At 33.2% G+C, this 18,583-nt stretch carries 19 protein-coding genes; 14 read left to right on the plus strand and 5 right to left on the minus strand.

Translation table 11 applies throughout. The features are described from left to right. The first annotated feature begins 14 nt into the window (after window positions 1-14). Window positions 15-1,013: a hypothetical protein gene (locus AAON49_RS10800; protein WP_349554551.1), complete on the plus strand. Its 999-nt coding sequence runs from the start codon at window positions 15-17 to the stop codon at window positions 1,011-1,013. Here the strand turns inward: AAON49_RS10800 and AAON49_RS10805 are convergent. Together AAON49_RS10805 and AAON49_RS10810 are read right to left on the minus strand one after the other, a co-directional pair. Next, entirely contained in the window at window positions 1,010-2,032 is a 1,023-nt protein-coding gene (locus tag AAON49_RS10805) for an RluA family pseudouridine synthase (RefSeq protein ID WP_502942957.1), read from the minus strand. The two genes, AAON49_RS10800 and AAON49_RS10805, sit on opposite strands and share 4 nt — an antisense overlap. A gap of 30 nt (window positions 2,033-2,062) precedes the next feature. Then, window positions 2,063-2,617, minus strand: a complete 555-nt coding sequence (locus AAON49_RS10810) for a PASTA domain-containing protein (protein ID WP_349554552.1) — start codon at window positions 2,615-2,617, stop codon at window positions 2,063-2,065. A gap of 255 nt (window positions 2,618-2,872) precedes the next feature. On the opposite strand from AAON49_RS10810, the gene AAON49_RS10815 reads away from it, so the two are divergent. The 9 genes from AAON49_RS10815 (at window position 2,873) to AAON49_RS10855 (ending at window position 12,052) form a co-directional block, all read left to right on the plus strand. Further along, entirely contained in the window at window positions 2,873-3,847 is a 975-nt protein-coding gene (locus tag AAON49_RS10815; RefSeq protein ID WP_349554553.1) for a D-alanine--D-alanine ligase, read from the plus strand. 36 nt (window positions 3,848-3,883) lie between these two features. Next, window positions 3,884-4,348, plus strand: coding sequence for a pantetheine-phosphate adenylyltransferase (coaD, locus tag AAON49_RS10820; RefSeq protein WP_349554554.1), 465 nt, complete (start codon window positions 3,884-3,886; stop codon window positions 4,346-4,348). Between the two features lie 16 nt (window positions 4,349-4,364). Continuing rightward, window positions 4,365-5,354, plus strand: a complete 990-nt coding sequence (locus tag AAON49_RS10825) for an energy transducer TonB (RefSeq protein WP_349554555.1) — start codon at window positions 4,365-4,367, stop codon at window positions 5,352-5,354. After that, complete coding sequence (locus AAON49_RS10830) at window positions 5,354-7,102, plus strand: M14 family metallopeptidase (RefSeq protein WP_349554556.1); 1,749 nt, start codon at window positions 5,354-5,356, stop codon at window positions 7,100-7,102. The genes AAON49_RS10825 and AAON49_RS10830 overlap by 1 nt, the downstream gene beginning before the upstream one ends. Before the next feature lie 80 nt (window positions 7,103-7,182). Continuing rightward, entirely contained in the window at window positions 7,183-8,226 is a 1,044-nt protein-coding gene (locus AAON49_RS10835) for a lactonase family protein (protein WP_349554557.1), read from the plus strand. 48 nt (window positions 8,227-8,274) lie between these two features. Further along, a complete protein-coding gene (locus tag AAON49_RS10840; protein ID WP_349554558.1) occupies window positions 8,275-8,739 on the plus strand; it encodes a (2Fe-2S)-binding protein in 465 nt (154 codons plus the stop codon). Further along, window positions 8,736-10,955 carry a xanthine dehydrogenase family protein molybdopterin-binding subunit gene (locus AAON49_RS10845; RefSeq protein WP_349554559.1) on the plus strand — a complete coding sequence of 740 codons (2,220 nt, stop codon included), beginning with the start codon at window positions 8,736-8,738 and terminating at the stop codon, window positions 10,953-10,955. Before AAON49_RS10840 ends, AAON49_RS10845 begins: the two co-directional genes overlap by 4 nt. 23 nt (window positions 10,956-10,978) lie before the next feature. Continuing rightward, window positions 10,979-11,770 carry a hypothetical protein gene (locus tag AAON49_RS10850; protein WP_349554560.1) on the plus strand — a complete coding sequence of 264 codons (792 nt, stop codon included), beginning with the start codon at window positions 10,979-10,981 and terminating at the stop codon, window positions 11,768-11,770. Continuing rightward, window positions 11,771-12,052, plus strand: a complete 282-nt coding sequence (locus tag AAON49_RS10855; RefSeq protein ID WP_349554561.1) for a hypothetical protein — start codon at window positions 11,771-11,773, stop codon at window positions 12,050-12,052. Between the two features lie 14 nt (window positions 12,053-12,066). On the opposite strand, the gene AAON49_RS10860 is transcribed toward AAON49_RS10855, so the two are convergent. Further along, window positions 12,067-13,695 carry a SulP family inorganic anion transporter gene (locus AAON49_RS10860; RefSeq protein WP_349554562.1) on the minus strand — a complete coding sequence of 543 codons (1,629 nt, stop codon included), beginning with the start codon at window positions 13,693-13,695 and terminating at the stop codon, window positions 12,067-12,069. 70 nt (window positions 13,696-13,765) lie between these two features. Continuing rightward, window positions 13,766-14,362, minus strand: a complete 597-nt coding sequence (locus tag AAON49_RS10865; RefSeq protein ID WP_349554563.1) for an NUDIX hydrolase — start codon at window positions 14,360-14,362, stop codon at window positions 13,766-13,768. Between the two features lie 8 nt (window positions 14,363-14,370). Here AAON49_RS10865 and pyrE point away from each other — a divergent pair, with 8 nt between their 5' ends. Together pyrE and AAON49_RS10875 are read left to right on the plus strand one after the other, a co-directional pair. After that, window positions 14,371-15,012 carry an orotate phosphoribosyltransferase gene (pyrE, locus tag AAON49_RS10870; RefSeq protein ID WP_349554564.1) on the plus strand — a complete coding sequence of 214 codons (642 nt, stop codon included), beginning with the start codon at window positions 14,371-14,373 and terminating at the stop codon, window positions 15,010-15,012. Window positions 15,013-15,016: 4 nt separating this feature from the next. Beyond that, complete coding sequence (locus tag AAON49_RS10875) at window positions 15,017-15,406, plus strand: SRPBCC family protein (protein ID WP_349554566.1); 390 nt, start codon at window positions 15,017-15,019, stop codon at window positions 15,404-15,406. On the opposite strand, the gene AAON49_RS10880 is transcribed toward AAON49_RS10875, so the two are convergent. Continuing rightward, entirely contained in the window at window positions 15,396-16,136 is a 741-nt protein-coding gene (locus AAON49_RS10880) for a biotin--[acetyl-CoA-carboxylase] ligase (RefSeq protein ID WP_349554567.1), read from the minus strand. The genes AAON49_RS10875 and AAON49_RS10880 overlap by 11 nt on opposite strands. Before the next feature lie 86 nt (window positions 16,137-16,222). On the opposite strand from AAON49_RS10880, the gene rsfS reads away from it, so the two are divergent. Both rsfS and ftsH read left to right on the plus strand, forming a co-directional pair. After that, window positions 16,223-16,591 (plus strand): ribosome silencing factor, encoded by a 369-nt coding sequence (gene rsfS / locus AAON49_RS10885; RefSeq protein ID WP_349554568.1) that lies wholly within the window; start codon window positions 16,223-16,225, stop codon window positions 16,589-16,591. A 21-nt stretch (window positions 16,592-16,612) separates the two neighbouring features. Further along, window positions 16,613-18,574, plus strand: coding sequence for an ATP-dependent zinc metalloprotease FtsH (gene ftsH, locus AAON49_RS10890; protein WP_349554570.1), 1,962 nt, complete (start codon window positions 16,613-16,615; stop codon window positions 18,572-18,574). Window positions 18,575-18,583 lie beyond the last annotated feature (9 nt).

An 18,583-nucleotide genomic window follows, 5' to 3' on the forward strand; every position in this document is an offset into this window, starting at 1 on the left:
AAAAAATCATAGTTATGAAATACTTATTAATACTTTGTTTTTTACTGAGCTTTACCTCAATACATGCGCAATCTGATTACTATATTATTGGAGATGATGCAAGTGTCAATCTTAATTTTTCTGACAATCCAAACGGAGATAAAGGAATTTTGTTTGAAGCAAAACCTATAGTTCGCTATAAGCTGCATAACAATATAGAAGATCGACTTAAAGATCCAACCTATAGAACATTATCATCTAGTTATTTATTGTTTTCACCTCATTTAAGAATGTATAATGAAAATTCAGAACCCGTAAAAATGCCTTCATATAGGGTTGCATTTGGATATCAGAAAGCTTGGAAACTCAAAAAAAAGAATCCGAATTACAAAGGATTAATTGCATTTGCTGGAGAACATGGTCATTATTCAAACGGTCAATCTGGATGTGCTTTTTCTAATCTATATGAAGATGATTCTGCTCCTTGTAATACTATTTACAATACAATCAACAACAATCAGAATATTAATCTTTCTAGTTTATTAAATAGATCCAACGGTCATTTTCAAACAAATTACACCTCACTTTTTTTAAATTATAGAACGTTTAAATTAAAGGATCGTGATAGCGCTTTTTATCATAAATCACATTCTGTAAACTTTAAATACACATTATTTCATAGGAATGTGTTTCTATTTGTCAATTATGGAGGATATTCTCAAAATGATATTCAAATTTATGGTAGACATAGATTCAACATAGACTACAGTTATTCTTGTTATGGACCTAAGAAAACTGTTTTAAAATTCTCACAGCAATTAGGATTTATAGTTGGAGCACATAAGAGTGTTACAAATTATAGGTCTGTTACTTCCCTAACTTTTTACCCATTACCTAAACATGTTAACCTAGGTTTTAAAGCGGCATATGTTTTTGGACATGATGATTATAATATCAGATTTGTAGACAATGTGAGCCAAGTAACTATTAGTGCTGTTTTTAGTCCGTTCGGACTTTTCTCAATGAATAATTAGGAAATACTGTGTTCAGTATACGTGCGCCATTTCTCTAAGCAAGTATTCATGTCTTCAGGTATTGGAGAATCAAACTGCATAAATTCTCCCGTGGTTGGATGTGTAAATCCAAGTGTTTTGGCATGAAGTGCTTGACGAGGTAATACTTTAAAGCAATTCTCAACAAATTGTTTGTATTTGGTAAAAGTAGTTCCTTTTAAAATCTGATCGCCACCATACCGTTCATCATTAAAAAGTGTATGTCCAATGTGTTTAAAATGTGCCCTAATTTGATGTGTTCTTCCTGTTTCTAATTTACACTGAACAAGCGTAACATAAGTTAGTCTTTCAATCACTTTGAAATGAGTAACTGCATGTTTTCCATATTCACCGTCAGGAAAAACATCCATTTGTAACCGGTTTTTAAAGCTACGTCCAATATGTCCTTCAATAGTTCCAGAATCATCTTCAATATTTCCCCAAACCAAGGCATAATACAAACGTTCTGTAGTTCTATCAAAGAATTGCTTCGATAAATGAGCCATAGAAAACTCTGTTTTTGCAACAACTAATAACCCGCTTGTATCTTTATCTATACGATGTACCAGTCCTGGGCGTTCATTACTGTTTTTTGGAAGGTTTTCAATATGGTGAATTAATCCATTAACCAAAGTACCTGAATAATTACCATGACCTGGGTGTACAACCAATCCAGCGGGTTTGTTTACAACAATTACTTCATCATCTTCGTAAACGATATCTAAAGGAATATCTTCGGCGACTAATAAATTTTCATGTGGTGGATGTGCTAAAACAACTCTGACTACATCTTTGGGTTTTACCTTATGATTGGATTTTACTGGCTTGTCGTTTACTAAAATATTGCCTGCTTTTGCAGCCTGCTGAATTTTATTTCGAGTAGCATTTTCAATAAAATTCATCAAGAATTTATCAACTCGTAACGGAACTTGTCCATCACTCGCTGTAAAACGATAATGTTCGTAAAGCTCTTCGTTTTCTAAATCTAAATTTGCATTCAAAATGAGTTGGTTTTTAAAGGTCTACTATTGTTAACGTCCTTTACCATCACCCAAGATCATATCAATAACAGCGTTCTTAGGAAGTTTTTCTCCGGGTTTCAATTTTCTGCCATTAAATTTAAGACCACGAACCACATCTTTTCCAATATCCCTAACATAGCTAAACTCGCCAACTTTAAAACCAATTGATTGTAATTGAGTCATAGCCTGACGTTTGGTTCTTCCGTTAAGGTCGGGAATTGTAATATCTCTATATTTTGAAGGATTCAAAGTCAAATAAATTTTTCGCTTCTCTTTTACAAAATCACCAGCCTCAGGAGATTGTTCAATAACAGAACGTTTAGGGTAATTAGGGTTGTAACTAGCAGAGTCTATCACAATAAAATCAAGATCCAATTCTTTTAATTTAGCTTCAACATCTACTAAAGACATACGATTTAAGTCTGGAACTTGAATTTTTTGATCATGATTGGTTGTATATCCTAACCACCATTGTAAAATGAAAATAAAAAGTAAAACACCTACTACGGCAATTCCTACTTGAATGAAAAAGGATTTACTTTTAATAAAACGAAAGAAACTCATTTATTCTTTTTTAATATGTGACAAAAGTACATGATTTTTTTCATTAGAAAACTAGCCAAATCGAATGATGAAAAATTACGAACTATCGTCAGCAGTTACTGAAATAGAACTAAATCCGATATCATTTTAATGCAAAAACAAAATTTAGTTTTCCAACAGAAAAAATGTAATGTAAAATTAGAATTTATCGAATTCACAATTCTTTTATCTATCAACGAAATTTTACCTAAGTTTGTGTGTAAACCTAAATAAAAAATGAAAAAAAATATTGCCATAATTATGGGAGGCTATTCTTCAGAAGTAGAAATCTCGTTGAAAAGTGGTAGTGTAGTTTACGATTCTTTAGATAGAACTCAATACAATCCATATAAAGTTCACATTTTAAAAGAGAAATGGGTTTTAGTAGAAAATGAAAAGGAATACCCAATTTCTAAAGATGATTTTTCAGCTAACGTAGAAGGAATAAAAATTGTTTTTGATTGTGTTTTTAATGCAATTCATGGAGATCCAGGGGAAAACGGAGTGATAATCGCTTATTTTGATTTATTAGGAATCAAACACACTTCTGCACCTTTTTATCAAATGGCACTCACATTTAACAAGAGAGACACTTTAAGTGTAGTGAAAGAGTATGGAATCAAAACTGCTGTTTCCTATTATATGAATATAGGAGATGAAATAAACACAAAAAAAATTATAAATAAAGTAGGTTTGCCTTGTTTTGTGAAACCTAATAATGCAGGCTCTAGTTTTGGAATCTCTAAGGCTTATGAAGAATCAGAATTGATTCCAGCCATAGAAAAAGCTTACAAAGAAGATACAGAAATTCTAATTGAATCTTTTTTAGATGGAACCGAAGTCTCTGTTGGAGTTATAGAATATGATGGAGAAATTAAGGTTCTGCCAATGACAGAAATTGTGTCTGAAAATGATTTCTTTGATTACGAAGCCAAATATGAAGGAGCTTCCCAAGAAATTACCCCTGCGAGGATTTCCGAAGAACAGCGAGAAAAAGTAGAAGAAGTTGCCGAAAAAGTATACCGAATATTAAACATGAGTGGTTTTTCCCGTTCAGAGTATATTATTGTGAATGATGAACCTTATTTTTTAGAAATGAACACTGTTCCTGGTTTAACAAAAGAAAGTTTGTTGCCGCAACAAGCCAACGAAGCTGGAATCTCTTTGACAGATTTATTTGGAAATGTTATAGAAATGGCATTAAACGCTTAAAGAATTTTGTACTTTAGAGGAGTAAATTGATGCGATATGAAAAAAGCAGTTTTTCCCGGTTCTTTTGATCCAATTACATTGGGACATGTTGATATTATTACAAGAGCTATCCCATTGTTTGATGAAATTGTAATAGCTATCGGAGTTAATGCAAAAAAGAATTACATGTTCACCATAGAACAGCGAATGAAATTTATTCAAAATACCTTTTTTGCGCACGATAAAATTTCAGTAGAAACCTATAAAGGCTTAACCGTTGATTACTGCAAGCAAATTAATGCTGATTTCATTTTACGAGGTTTGAGAAATCCCGCTGATTTTGAATTCGAAAAAGCAATCGCACAAACCAATAGAAAACTTTCAGGAATAGAAACCATATTCTTATTAACTAGTGCAGAAACTTCTTATATCAGTTCCTCTATTGTAAGAGATGTGATGAAAAATGGAGGAGATGCCTCTAGTTTAGTCCCAACTTCAGTAATCCCCAAAATTGATTTTTAAAATAAAAATTATATAAATGAAAAAGATAATTTTATTTATGTTGTTTGTTTGCAACATACTTTTCGCCTTTTCTCAAAATGATGTTTCTTACAAAAGAAGCGATACGATTTTTTATTCATCTTCAGAAAAAATAACTAATAAAGAAGAAGCAAAAAAACTTGCTGTAGTTAAAGGGTATTTAAGATATAAAGGCAAAATATTATACAAAGCAGATATGTTTAAGCTTGATGAGGAAGATGAATTTTACTACAAAACAGAAACATTTTATACTCATTATTTTGAAAGTATAGGAAGAGAGAGAAAACAAATTACCTATTGGAAAAATGGGAACAAATCTGCTGAAGGTTTGATTAAAAAGAGCAGAAGAATAGGAACATGGTTAACTTGGTATGAAGATGGGACAAAGATGTCTGAAAGAAAGTATTTTGAACAAAAAAAATTACTAGGAGGGAAATCAATTCCATCTCAACTGATAAATTTTTGGAATAAAAAGGGAGAGCAAACCGTAAAAGATGGGACAGGAGAATATTTCTACGAAACAGAGAAAGGTGCAGAGCATAAAGGAAAGATAATTAACTATAAAAAAGAAGGAGTTTGGATTGGTTTTCGAAAAGATGGAAGTAGAATCTACAAGGAGACATATAAAAACGGGAAACTAAAAAAGGGAGAGAGTTGGGACAGAGAAGGTAAAAAATATAAATACAAAGAAGTGTTTGTAAATACTAAATACTCTGGAGGAAGCAAAGGTTTAGCCCAAATGATTATGAAAAATTTTAGAACACCTCAATATGCAATTGATAATAAGATTGAAGGTTTGATGTTGGTAACCTTCAAAGTCAACAAAAATGGAGAGGTTCAAGACATTGAAGTTCGAAAAAAATTGTGTGGACCATGTGATCAAGAAGCAATCCGCATTGTTAGCTTGTTGAAAAAGTGGAGGCCAGCCAAAAGTAGAGGTCAAAAAGTTAATGTTAAGTATACACTTCCCTTAAGAATTACTCAATAATGAAAAAAAACTTACTGTTTGTATTGGTGTTATTCGCCATCTTAGGATGTCAAAATGATAGAAATAAGAATAAAGATTTCACCACTTTATTTGAAAAATCGAACGGAACAGAAACTCCAGAATATCACGACGTAATTTCATATTACAAAGATTTAGCCAATACGTATTCAGAGATTTCTCTCTTTGAAGTAGGAGAAACAGATTCTGGAAATCCTTTGCATTTAGTTGTCTTTAATGCAGACGGAAGAATAAAACTCAATGAAATAAAAAACTCTTCTAAAAACAGAATGTTGATCAACAACGGAATTCACCCAGGAGAGTCAGACGGAATTGATGCCTCCATGATGTTACTCAGAGATATTGTTCAAAACGATTCATTAAAAGAAGTTTACAAGAATACGCTTATCAATGTAATTCCAGTTTATAATATTGGCGGAGCCTTAAATAGAAATTCTCATACTAGAGCCAATCAAAACGGACCTAAAGAATATGGCTTTCGAGGTAATGCACAGAATTATGATCTCAATCGCGATTTTATAAAGCAAGACACTAAGAATGCAGCAGCTTTTGCAGAGATTTTTCATACTGTAGACCCAGATATTTTTATTGATAATCACGTAAGTAACGGAGCCGATTATCAATATGCAATAACACATTTGTTTACTCAGCATAATAAATTAGGAGGGTCTTTAGGGAAGTTTATAGAAACTCAAGTGCGTCCAGCTTTGGAAACGTCTTTAATTATTAAAAAAATACCTATTACTCCTTATGTAAATGTATGGGGTAGCACGCCAGAAAAAGGATGGTCGCAGTTTTTTGACTCGCCAAGATATTCTACAGGATATACCACGTTGTTTAATACATTAGGAATGATGGTAGAAACGCATATGCTCAAACCTTATAAGATTCGTGTGGAGCAAACCTATGAACTCATGCTGTCTATGTTAGATTTTGCAGAAGAACGTTCTGCAGATATTAAATCAGTACGTAAGAATGCGATTAAAGAGATTTTTGAAAAAGACAAATACCCGATTACTTTCGAAATCAACCCCAAAAAAGAACCTTCCTTGCTGCAGTTTAGAGGGTATAAAGGAGAAATGATAGATAGCAAAGTAACCAATGGAAAAAGATTGTTTTATGATCGTTCAAAACCTTTTCTAGAAGCTGTAGATTATTACAATGAATATAGACCCAAAAAAGAAGTAACCATTCCGAAAGCTTATATTTTAAAGAACGGATGGAATAGAGTCGTAGAAAGATTAACAAACAACAAAATAGAATTCACCAGATTTGAAAAAGATACTACTCTTGTAGTTGAAACCTTTCATGTAGATAATTTTAAAACAAGAAATGCTTATGAAGGGCATTATTTACATTATAACACAAGTGTTAAAACCGATTCTATTCCTGTAAAATTTTCTAAAGGAGATCTCTATATACCCACTCGCCAAAAAGGAGCAAGATATATTATAGAAACCTTGGAGCCAGAAGCAACAGATTCTTTTTTCAACTGGAACTTTTTTGATACTGTCTTACAACAAAAAGAAGGCTATTCAAGCTATGTTTTTGAAGATATTGCAGAACAATTTTTGCTAGACAATCCGGAAGTAAAAAAAGAATTTGAAGAAAAACTAGCTTCTGATGAAAAGTTTGCGAAAAACCCTCGAGCTCAATTAAATTTCATTTACAAGAAGAGTCCGCATTATGAAAAAGCACATAAATTAATTCCCGTTTTTAAAGCATATTGAAATTGAAAAAAGCAACTAATTACTTATGGGTTTATCTAACCATTTTCTGCTTGACAAGCTGTAATACAAAAGAGCAACCAATGAAAAAAGAGAATGCTTCATTCTATATAGGAACCTATACAAATGGAGGGAGTGAAGGGATTTATAAGTATGACATTAATGATGAAGGAAAGTTTATTTTAGGGAAGTTGGTTGCTAAAACGCAAAATCCTTCTTTTTTAACTCTATCAACAGACAAACAATTTTTAGTAGCGGTCAATGAGATTGACGAAAAAGGAGAAGGAAAAATAGAATCATATAAGATATCTAAAGACAGTTTAACGTTTGTAAATAAAGTCAATTCAGGAGGAGCGCATCCTTGTCATGTTGTTGTTCACGGAAACAACGTGTTTGTTGCTAACTATACCGGAGGAAATATGTCTTTTTCCTCTCTAAATAAAGGAAAACTTTCTAATCTAGATTTAGTTCAACATCAAGGTAAAGGAACTACATCTAGACAAGAAGCACCTCATGTTCATTCAGTTATTGTGAATAAGCAAAATGATGAAATAATTGCGATAGATTTAGGAACGAATGAATTATGGTTTTCAGCACTTAATGTATCTACTCAAAAACTAGAATCAACTTCTCAAGGAAAGTTGATAATGGAAGAAGGCGCTGGACCTCGTCATGCGGCTTTTCACCCTATTAAAAATAATTGGTTGTATGTTTTTAATGAATTAAATTCTACAATCTCGTTGATAAATAGAAACCAAGAAGGCGTATATGAAGTTATAAACTCAGTAAGTACTTTACCTAAAGATTTTAAAGGAGATAGTTACGGAGCAGATATTCATATTTCCTCAGATGGTAAATTCTTATATGCTTCAAACCGAGGCCATAATTCGATATCAATTTTCACAATAGATCAAGACAACGGCAGTATTCAATTAATTACTACCGAGTCTGTAAAAGGGAATTGGCCAAGAAATTTTACTCTTTCACCAGATGAAAAATATGTCTTAGTAGCAAACCAGTACTCTAACAATATTGTTTCATTTCTAAGAAATGCAGAAACAGGACTCTTAACGTATATCGATCAAATAAAAATTGAAGCACCAGTTTGCATCCTTTTTAAAGAGTAATTAATAGCATCTAAATTTTCCTTAAATTGTACTTTCAATCCAAAGTACATGCAAACACTTACAATTAATGGAAAAGAATATCAAGTTGATGTTCCTAATGAAATGCCTTTATTATGGGTATTACGAGATATTGTTGGTCTTACCGGAACTAAATTTGGTTGCGGAATAGCTCAATGTGGAGCTTGCTCTATAAGAATAGACGACAGAGTGGTTCGCTCCTGTAGCACACCTGTAAGTCTTGCCAAAGACAAACAAATAACTACCATAGAAGGAAGTTCGGAAAATCTCGAATATTTACGACAAGCTTGGGCAGAAATAAGCGTACCGCAATGTGGTTATTGTCAGTCTGGACAATTAGTTTCTGCTGCTGCATTACTTGATGAAAAACAAGAAATTTCAGATCAAGATATAGATGAAGCGATGAGCGGAAATATATGTAGATGCGGAACCTATGTTAGAATTCGAAAAGCCATTCACAAAGCTGTTGAACTTAGAAATTCTGACGCATCATGAAAGTAGAAAATTTAAATCGACGAGATTTTGTGAAATTGTTTGGATTGGCTTCCGGTGGATTGATTCTTGGATGTAATTTTTCTGGAGATACACCTATTGTAAATTCTTTAGAAGATGGAATTTCATTTGTACCCAACCTATTTATTCAACTACAAAAGAATGGCAATGTGACTATAGTAGTTACCCGTTCTGAAATGGGACAAGGAATTCGGACTTCCATGGCTTCTGCTATTGCTGATGAAATGGAGGCCGATTGGAATTTGGTATCTGTAAAGCAAGCAACTGGTGATGCAAAATTTGGAAATCAAAATACAGACGGCTCAAGAAGTATCAGAACCTTATTAAACCCAATGCGTAAAATGGGCGCCATGGCAAAAATGATTTTAGAGCAAGCGGCGGCCAAAAAATGGAATACAGAAGTGTCTAATTGTAAGGCTGAACATCATTTTATTATAAATACAACAAATGGTGAGAAAGTAGGTTATGGAGATTTGGTAGATGAAGCGAGAAAGATTACAATTCCACAAGAAAAGACAATTACTTTAAAAGATAAAAAAGACTTTAAATACATTGGTAAGAATAATGTGTTACGTGGAGTAGACATGAATGATTTTCTTACAGGGAAAGCCCAATATGGAATTGATGCTCGTTTGCCCAATATGAAATTTGCTGCTATTGCCCGCTGTCCTGTAACTTTTGGAAGTGTAAAGAGCTTTGATAAGTCTGAGGCGATGGAAGTATATGGAGTTGAAGATGTTGTACAACTAGATCGGTTAAAACCAGCAACAGGGCAACAATTCTATGGGATGTTAGGAGGAGTAGCTGTGATTGCAAACAATACTTGGTCGGCGTTTCAAGGAAAAAATTATCTAGAAATAGAATGGGATATGGGACCCAATGGTTCCTATGATTCTGAAAAATTCAGTGAAAAGATTGTTAGTCGTGTTCAAGAGCAAGCAAAAATTACACCTCCATTGATAGGAAATGTAAATTCAGCTTTTAAAAAGGCAGATAAGATTGTAGAAGCAACCTATTCGATGCCGCATTTAGTTCATGCTCCAATGGAAGTTCCTAATGCATTAGCTTGGGTACATGATGGAAAATGTGAGGTTTGGACTCCTGTTCAGGCACCTCAGTCCGCACGTGCCGAATTGGCTGCATTTTTCGGATTCAATCTGGAAGATATTACCATCAATGTAACCTTGCTCGGAGGAGGATTTGGACGGAAGTCTAAATCAGATTTTGTAGTAGAAGCTGTAGCTTTGTCGCAAAAACTAAACGCTCCTATACAAGTTGTTTGGTCTCGAGAAGATGATATCAAACACAGTTATTATCATGCACAAAGCGCACAATATTTAAAAGGATCTTTAGATAAAGAAGGAAACGTAACTGGGTGGTTGCACCGTACAGCTTTTCCATCTATTTTATCATCGTTTAAACCGATATCTGATTATGCAGCAGGATTTGAGTTAGGGCAAGGTTTTACCAACATTCCTTACGAAATACCCAATTTTCAATTAGAGAATGCCAAAGCAGAAGCGCATTTAAGAATTGGTTGGTTACGATCTGTATACAATATTATTAGTGGATTTGGAGTGAATTCTTTTGTGGATGAACTGGCAGTGGCTTCAGGAAAAGATCCAATTGATTTTCGACTGAATTTAATTGGGAAAGACCGAAAAATAGAAGGAAGATCACAGCATCCGTATGATTCTTCACGAATGAAAAACGTGTTAAAAGAAGTAAAGAAACTATCCAATTTTGGTCAATCGTTACCTGAAGGACACGGAATAGGAGTGGCTATTCATTACAGTTTTTACAGCTATGTTGCTACAGCGGTTGAGGTTTCTGTAAAAAACAGCAAAGTAAAAGTAGAGAACGTATATACGGTTTTAGATTGCGGAATGTATGTCAACAAAGATGCAGTTGTTAATCAGTTGGAAGGATCGGCTATTTTTGGAATGTCGATAACCTTATTTGGAAAAATCTCTACGAAAGATGGTGCTGTAGAACAAAATAACTTTCATGATTATCAAATGACTCGGATGAAAGACGCACCAAACATTCATATACAATTAATTGATAATGATCACCAACCTACAGGAGTTGGAGAACCTGGTGTTCCGCCAGTATCAGCAGCTATTTGTAATGCTATTTTTAATGCAACTGGAAAACGCATTCGAAAATTACCATTGTCTGAGCATGGGTTGGTTTAGAAATAATTTCTAATAATAGAAGTATGAGATATTTAATCTTATTATTTTGTTTTGTGAGTTGGTTTTCATTTTCACAAGACTTTGAAGGAGTTCTTATGTATAAGAGAGAAGTGGTTCCTCATTTGTCTGATGAAATAAAAATTCAATTTAAAGACCCATCAGGGAAAAAAGGTGATTCTATCAAACTTATCATTAATAATTCGAATTTTGTAGAGAAATCTAAAAACAGCAGAAATTGGGTTGATTCTTTAAGAATTGTCTTTGGTAAAAATAAAATTAAAAAAACGTACTACAAGAAGAAAAATCTTGAGTATGTTTTTGATTTTGATAAAGGGAAGAAGTATACACATACTCCAGATTATCAATGTATAGATTCAGTAGAAATAAAGTTCAAAGAATTGGATAGTGATCTGAAATTTGTTCAATCAGATTCCATTTATAATGTTAATGGTGTTGATTGTAAAAAAATTACCATTTCTAAAAAAGATTTCCTATTCATTGATCTTTTTGTGACTGAAAGTGATTATAAAAATACAGCTGATGGTTTTATTTATGATATTATGAATAATTTATTATTTGATAATTTATATCCCTTTCGAAAAGAATTAGAGAATCATTGGGTGGTCAAATTACGTTATTACACAAAGTATGATCAAGTAGATATAATATATACACTTCAAAAACGTCAAACCCTCTCAGACTCACATAAAGAATTTGTCTTTCCTCAATATGAGTATTGTTATTGGGATATCTTAAATGATAAAAAATTAATGAGAAAGCATCGGAAGAGAATGAAGAAGAAAAAGAAAGGATAAATGAAAAAGGCTTTCAAACATGTACTTTTGTATTACTTGATTGCTGGAGTATTAAGTTTATTAGCTTATATATTTATTCCACATGCATATGTTCATGCTCCTGGAGTTCATCATTTACTTATTGGATTGATGTTTGTGACTAGCTTATTTTGGGGAGTTATTGCATTAATCCTTTGGTTACGAGAAAGAGAAAATATGAAGCTTAAATTTTACTATATATTCAACCTCATTCCGTCAGGAATTTTTTTTATTTGGTTTGTAATAAGTATTTACAGGAATTAGTCTTATAAATCAGATTAAAACTTATACTCACTCAAAGATTTTGGAAACTTTTCTGGATTGGCAGCTAAATGATATCTAGGATCATCAATACTCTCTTCAATTACTTGATGAAATTTTGGACTTGCCTTGTATAACAATACTTTACAGTCGGCACTTAAATGCTTCAATGTTATCTTTTTGCCAGCTTTTTCGTATTTCTCAACCAGATTAAAAATAGCTTCCAATGCAGAATGATCTGAAACTCGAGATTCAACAAAATCAATTTCTATTGTATCAGGATCGTTTTTTACATCAAACTTCTCATTAAAAGCAGAAATGCTACCAAAGAATAATGGTCCCCATATTTCATAAACTTTCGTTCCGTCTTCCTTAATACGTTTTCTAGCACGTATGCGTTTTGCATTCTCCCAAGAAAATACCAAAGCACTTACAATTACTCCTGCAATCACAGCAATAGCCAAATCAAAAATAACAGTCAAAGCTGAAACTAAGATCAAAACCACCAAATCTGCTACAGGTATTTTATTCATAATTCGGAAACTTGACCATGCAAAAGTTCCAATCACAACCATAAACATTACACCTACCAAAGCAGCGATAGGAATACGTTCGATGTAAGATGAGGCGAATAAGATAAACATCAATAAAAAGACAGCTGCAGTAATTCCTGAAAGACGACCTCGTCCACCACCTTTGATATTTATAATCGATTGTCCAATCATTGCGCAACCACCCATTCCACCAAACAATCCGGTGATGATGTTTGCACCTCCTTGCGCCATACATTCTCTATTGGTGTTTCCACGAGTTTCTGTAAGGTCGTCAATTAAATTTAAGGTCATTAAAGACTCTATTAAACCAATTGCAGCTAATATTCCAGCATAAGGAAAAATAAACCAGAAGGTTTCCATGTTTAATGGAATCTTAGAAAAAGTTTCTAATACTGGAGTTGGAAAACTTCCTTTCAAACCTTCTCCACCACCATCACGAATAAAAGAACCTACTGTAGCTACATCTAAACCAGAAAAAATTACAATTCCAGCGACAACTAAAATTGCTATCAAAGCTTCAGGAAATTTTTTAGTGGCTTTTATCTTAGGAAGCCCCCACATAATTAACATGGTTAGACCAACTAACCCAATCATCAGATATAAACTTTCACCTTGCAACCAAACTTCCTCACTACCAACTTTGGTTTTAAACATGCCAAGTTGTGCCAAAAAGATTACAATAGCCAGTCCGTTTACAAATCCCATCATTACGGGATGCGGAATCAATCGAACAAATTTTCCCAGTTTAAAAACACCTGCTAACATTTGGATGATTCCCATCAAAATTACTGTTAAAAACAAGTAGTATAAGCCTAGATTTTCACCTTCAGCACCCATTGCATTTCCTTGACTTACCAAGCTTACCATTACAACTGCTAAAGCACCCGTAGCTCCTGAGATCATACCGGGCCTACCACCAAAAACGGAAGTAATTAAACCAATCATAAATGCAGCGTACAATCCAACCAATGGATCTACTCCTGCCACAAAAGCAAATGCTACAGCTTCTGGAACTAATGCCAGAGCTACAGTAATTCCAGAAAATACATCGTTTCTTACGTTCTGAACTCTTTTTCTAATAAATGCATTCATACTAGGTGCTTTTTAAGAAGCGGCAAAGATAAAAGAATAAATGAAACCTGTTGAAAGTTAATACGATATCTTAAGCATCATAGGCTTCAAATACCAAATGAATATTAGCATAGGTGTTTTTTAGAGCCTCTTTTGTATTGCTTTTGTTTTTAAACTCAGCAATAGTAATTCCTTCTTCTATTTGGGGAGTTAGTTTACCTTGGTAATTTGTATTCATCAAAAACCAATCAGTTACCTTTAGTCTTTTTTGTTTGTTTTGATAAAACAAATGATAAGTGGTTAAAAGAAACCTGTCCAAACTTAAATTCTGAACGCCACATTCTTCTTCAACCTCTCTAATAGCTGTTGTCTCTATACTTTCGTTTTCTTCAATTCTTCCTTTTGGAAGATCCCATTTCTGACCTCTGTAAATAAATAAAAACTCCTGTTGTTGATTTAAAACCAACCCACCAGCAGCTTTAACTACTTTAAAGTGTTTAGTAAACTCTTTCCAACAATTATTTAAATCCCTACAAAATAATACTACACCATTTATTTTGTCTTTTTTTAATTTATAGAGAATTTCATCTAAGACAACGCTTTCAAAATCATACACTTTAAAACCCTTCTCATTTTGTGGAGAATCTGTGAGAATAATAGGCTTATCATTCATAAAAACTTTATACATTTGTGCGTATGATTTTACACAAAGATACGGCAAAAAAAACAGCCGAATTATTACTTCAAATTAAGGCAATAAAATTAAGTCCATCTGACCCTTTTACTTGGGCATCAGGATGGAAGTCACCTATTTACTGCGATAATAGAGTAACGCTCTCATTTCCTTCTGTAAGAGTATTCTTAAAAGAGGAAATTGCTAAAATTGTTGAACAGCAATATGGTAAGCCTGATGTTATTGCTGGAGTTGCCACTGGAGCAATTGCTATTGGAGTTTTGGTAGCTCAAGAACTAGGAGTTCCATTTGTATATGTGAGACCAGAGCCAAAAAAACATGGTCGTAAGAATCAAATTGAAGGGTACTTAGAAAGCGGTCAAAATGTTGTAGTAATTGAAGACTTGATTAGTACTGGAAAGAGTAGTTTGAATGCTGTTGAAGCACTAAAAGAGGAAGGTGCCGTGGTAAAAGGAATGGTAGCAATCTTTTCGTATGAATTTGACGTTGCTGCTGATAATTTTGAGAAAGGAAATGTTAATTTAACAACATTAAGTAACTATACCCATTTGTTAGAACAAGCAATGGATAGTAAATATATTTCGGATCAAGAATTAGAAACTTTACAGAAGTGGAGAGAAGATCCTGGTAATTGGAATCAATAGTATTATGAATATAGAAGGAGCAAAAGTAACAATCAATAAGTCTGCTGAAGAAGCATATCAGTTTTTTACCTCACTAGAAAATTTTGAGCAGTTGATGCCAGAGAATACGCAAAAATTTGAAGTAGAGGGAGAGTCATTTGTATTTGCCTTAAAAGGAATGCCTGAAATTCGTTTGGTTTTAGGAGAAAAAGTTGAATTTACCAAAGTAAGTCTAGCGGCAGCAAGCAGTAAATTATCATTTACATTAGCAGCTCATATTGATGAGGTTTCAGCAAATCAAAGTGATGTTCAGTTGAAATTTGAAGGTGATTTTAATCCGATGATGGCTATGATGGTAAAAAAACCTTTAACTGCTTTTATTGATACTTTAACAACAAATATTGCTAACCTTTAGCAAGAGAAACCTCTTTAATACCAAATTCTTTTACAGAATCATCTTCTAGTTGAATTAGGAGATTTCCTTCTGTAGAAACTCCCTTGATTATTCCCATAAAGAAGAGACCACTTTCCTCGTCTTTAAAAGCTGCAGGTGTTTCTAGCTTGTATAGATGTTTAAGATAGTTTTCGTGAATAGTACCTAATTGAAGAGCTTCTAAATTTGAAATTTCATATTGAATTTTTTCAATTAGAGAATTCATAATTGTGTCTAGGTCCAATTCTTTTTTCAAAATGTTTTTTAATGAACTAGCATTGCGAAGATGATTAGGAAATTTTTCTTGATTTACATTCAATCCAATTCCAATAATAGTGTTCTTAATATTTTGATTTGATAAAGTAGTTTCAATCAAAACACCACAGATCTTTAAGTTACCTGACATTATGTCGTTAGGCCATTTGATTTTTAAATCAGGGACTGACATCTCATTTAAAGCTTCAAATATTGCGTTTGAGACAGCAAAATTCAAATAAGGTTGATGATTTGTCTGTAAGCCTTTAAGTTTTGTAAAAATACTGAAAGTCAGGTTTTTAAAAGGTTTGGAGTGCCAAGAATTGTTCATTTGTCCCCTTCCAGAAGTTTGGCTTTCAGCTACAACAACAGTATAGTCTTCAACCAAAGAATCCTGTACCAATTCTTTCAAAAAAGAATTGGTAGAGTCGATGGCATTAAGTTTGATTATTTTCAAGTGTTAAAGAATGCGTAAACTAGTTTAATTATACGCAATATAATCGCAAAAAAGTAATAACTTTGTTTTAAATTTAAAAAATTTTAATGGCGCAAAAACCAGTAAGTACAGATGATTTAATCGCTGTAATAATTAAGGGAATTGATGATGTAAAAGGTGAAGATGTTCAATTATTGGATTTACGAGATATAGACAATACAGTATGCGATTACTTTGTCATTTGCTCTGGAAATTCAAACACACAAGTAAACGCTATATCAGGTTCTGTTCAAAAAGTTGTCAGTAAAGAATTAAAAGACAAACCTTGGCATGTTGAAGGACAGAATAACTCAGAATGGATTTTGATGGATTATGTAAATGTTGTAGTTCATGTATTTCAAAAGCATGTTAGAGAGTTTTATGATATAGAAAGCCTTTGGGGTGACGCTAAGATTACTCAAATAAGCCCCGTTTAATTTAATTTTTGATAGTAAGAGATGAGCGAAAAGAATAATAGTAATAATAATAAGCCTAGTGCACCTAAGTTTAAATTCAATATGTATTGGGTTTATGGAGCTATCTTCGTAGTATTCATAGCCATTAGTTTTTTAAACGATAGTGCGCTAACTACCAAAAAGATTTCTACCAATAAGTTTTTTAAGATTCTAGAATCGAATGATGTAGAGCGAATCATGATCATTAATAAAAACATTGCAGAAGTCTATATTAAAAGAGAAGCCCAAACAAAACAAGAATATAAAAGTCAAACTAATTCTGCTTTTTTTAGGCAAAGTTCTCCAATGTTTCAGTACAATTTTGGAGACCTACAAAACTTTGAAAATAAGCTAGCCCAATATAAAATTAAAGACAGTTTAGATTTTGATACTGATTCTGATACACGTGGAAGTTTATTAGATTCAGTAATAAGCTTTTTGCCTTTTATCTTATTAATTGCCATTTGGATTTTCTTTATGAGAAGAATGTCTGGAGCTAGCGGTGGCGGTGGCGGTGGCGGCCAAATTTTCAACATCGGAAAATCGAAGGCTAAATTATTTGATAACGATACAAAAGTTAAAACAAGTTTTGTTGATGTTGCTGGTTTAGAAGGAGCTAAAGAAGAAGTACAAGAGATTGTAGACTTTTTAAAAAGCCCAGAAAAATATACTTCATTAGGAGGAAAAATTCCAAAAGGAGCATTGTTAGTAGGACCTCCAGGAACAGGAAAAACATTATTAGCAAAAGCTGTAGCTGGAGAAGCTGGAGTTCCGTTTTTCTCACTTTCAGGATCTGATTTTGTGGAAATGTTTGTAGGTGTTGGAGCTTCTCGTGTTAGAGACCTTTTTAAACAAGCGCAGCAAAAATCGCCTTCCATTATTTTTATTGATGAGATAGATGCCATTGGTAGAGCTCGTGGTAAAAATAGTATGACAGGAGGAAATGATGAACGTGAGAATACGCTGAATCAATTGTTAACAGAAATGGACGGATTTGGAACCGATACCAATGTTATAGTTTTAGCTGCAACCAATAGAGCTGATGTTTTAGACAAAGCCTTAATGAGAGCTGGACGTTTTGACAGACAAATTTATGTTGATTTGCCAGACATTAAAGAGCGTCAAGAAATATTTGAAGTTCATATCAAACCGTTAAAATTAGCTAAAGATGTAAATGTTGAGTTTTTAGCACAACAAACACCTGGATTTTCTGGAGCTGATATTGCCAATATGTGTAATGAAGCTGCGTTAATTGCTGCAAGAGGAAATAAAAAAGCAATCCATCATCAAGATTTCTTAGATGCTGTAGATAGAATTGTTGGAGGTTTAGAAAAGAAAAATAAGGTTATTACACCCAAAGAAAAAGAAACCATTGCTTTTCACGAAGCTGGGCACGCAACAGTTAGTTGGATGTTAGAGCATGCTGCACCTTTAGTTAAGGTTACTATTGTGCCTAGAGGACAAAGTTTAGGGGCTGCTTGGTACTTGCCAGCTGAAAGAATGATTGTTCAAACAGAACAAATGCTAGATGAAATGTGTGCTACTTTAGGAGGAAGAGCAGCTGAAAAGATTATCTTTGATAAGATTTCTACAGGAGCATTAAGTGATTTAGAAAAAGTAACCAAGCAAGCGAGAGCTATGGTTACAATTTATGGGCTTAATGACAAAGTAGGAAATATAACATATTACGATTCATCTGGTCAAGATGCTTTTATCAAACCCTATAGTGAAGAAACAGCAAAGACCATTGATCAAGAAATTTCTAAAATGATTGAAGACCAATATCAAAGGGCAGTCAAAATTTTAGAAGAAAATAAAGAAAAGCTAAGTACCTTAGCAGAGCTATTGTTAGAAAAAGAGGTTATTTTTAAAGATGATTTAGTAAAAATCTTTGGCGAAAGGCCTTTTGATAAAAAAGAAGAAAAAGACGAAACAGTAAACGAAGAAATAACAGAAGAAAAATAGTTAATTTTT

This window comes from Pseudotenacibaculum sp. MALMAid0570, from assembly GCF_040151415.1.
In the GTDB taxonomy this organism is placed as follows: Bacteria; Bacteroidota; Bacteroidia; order Flavobacteriales; family Flavobacteriaceae; genus Polaribacter.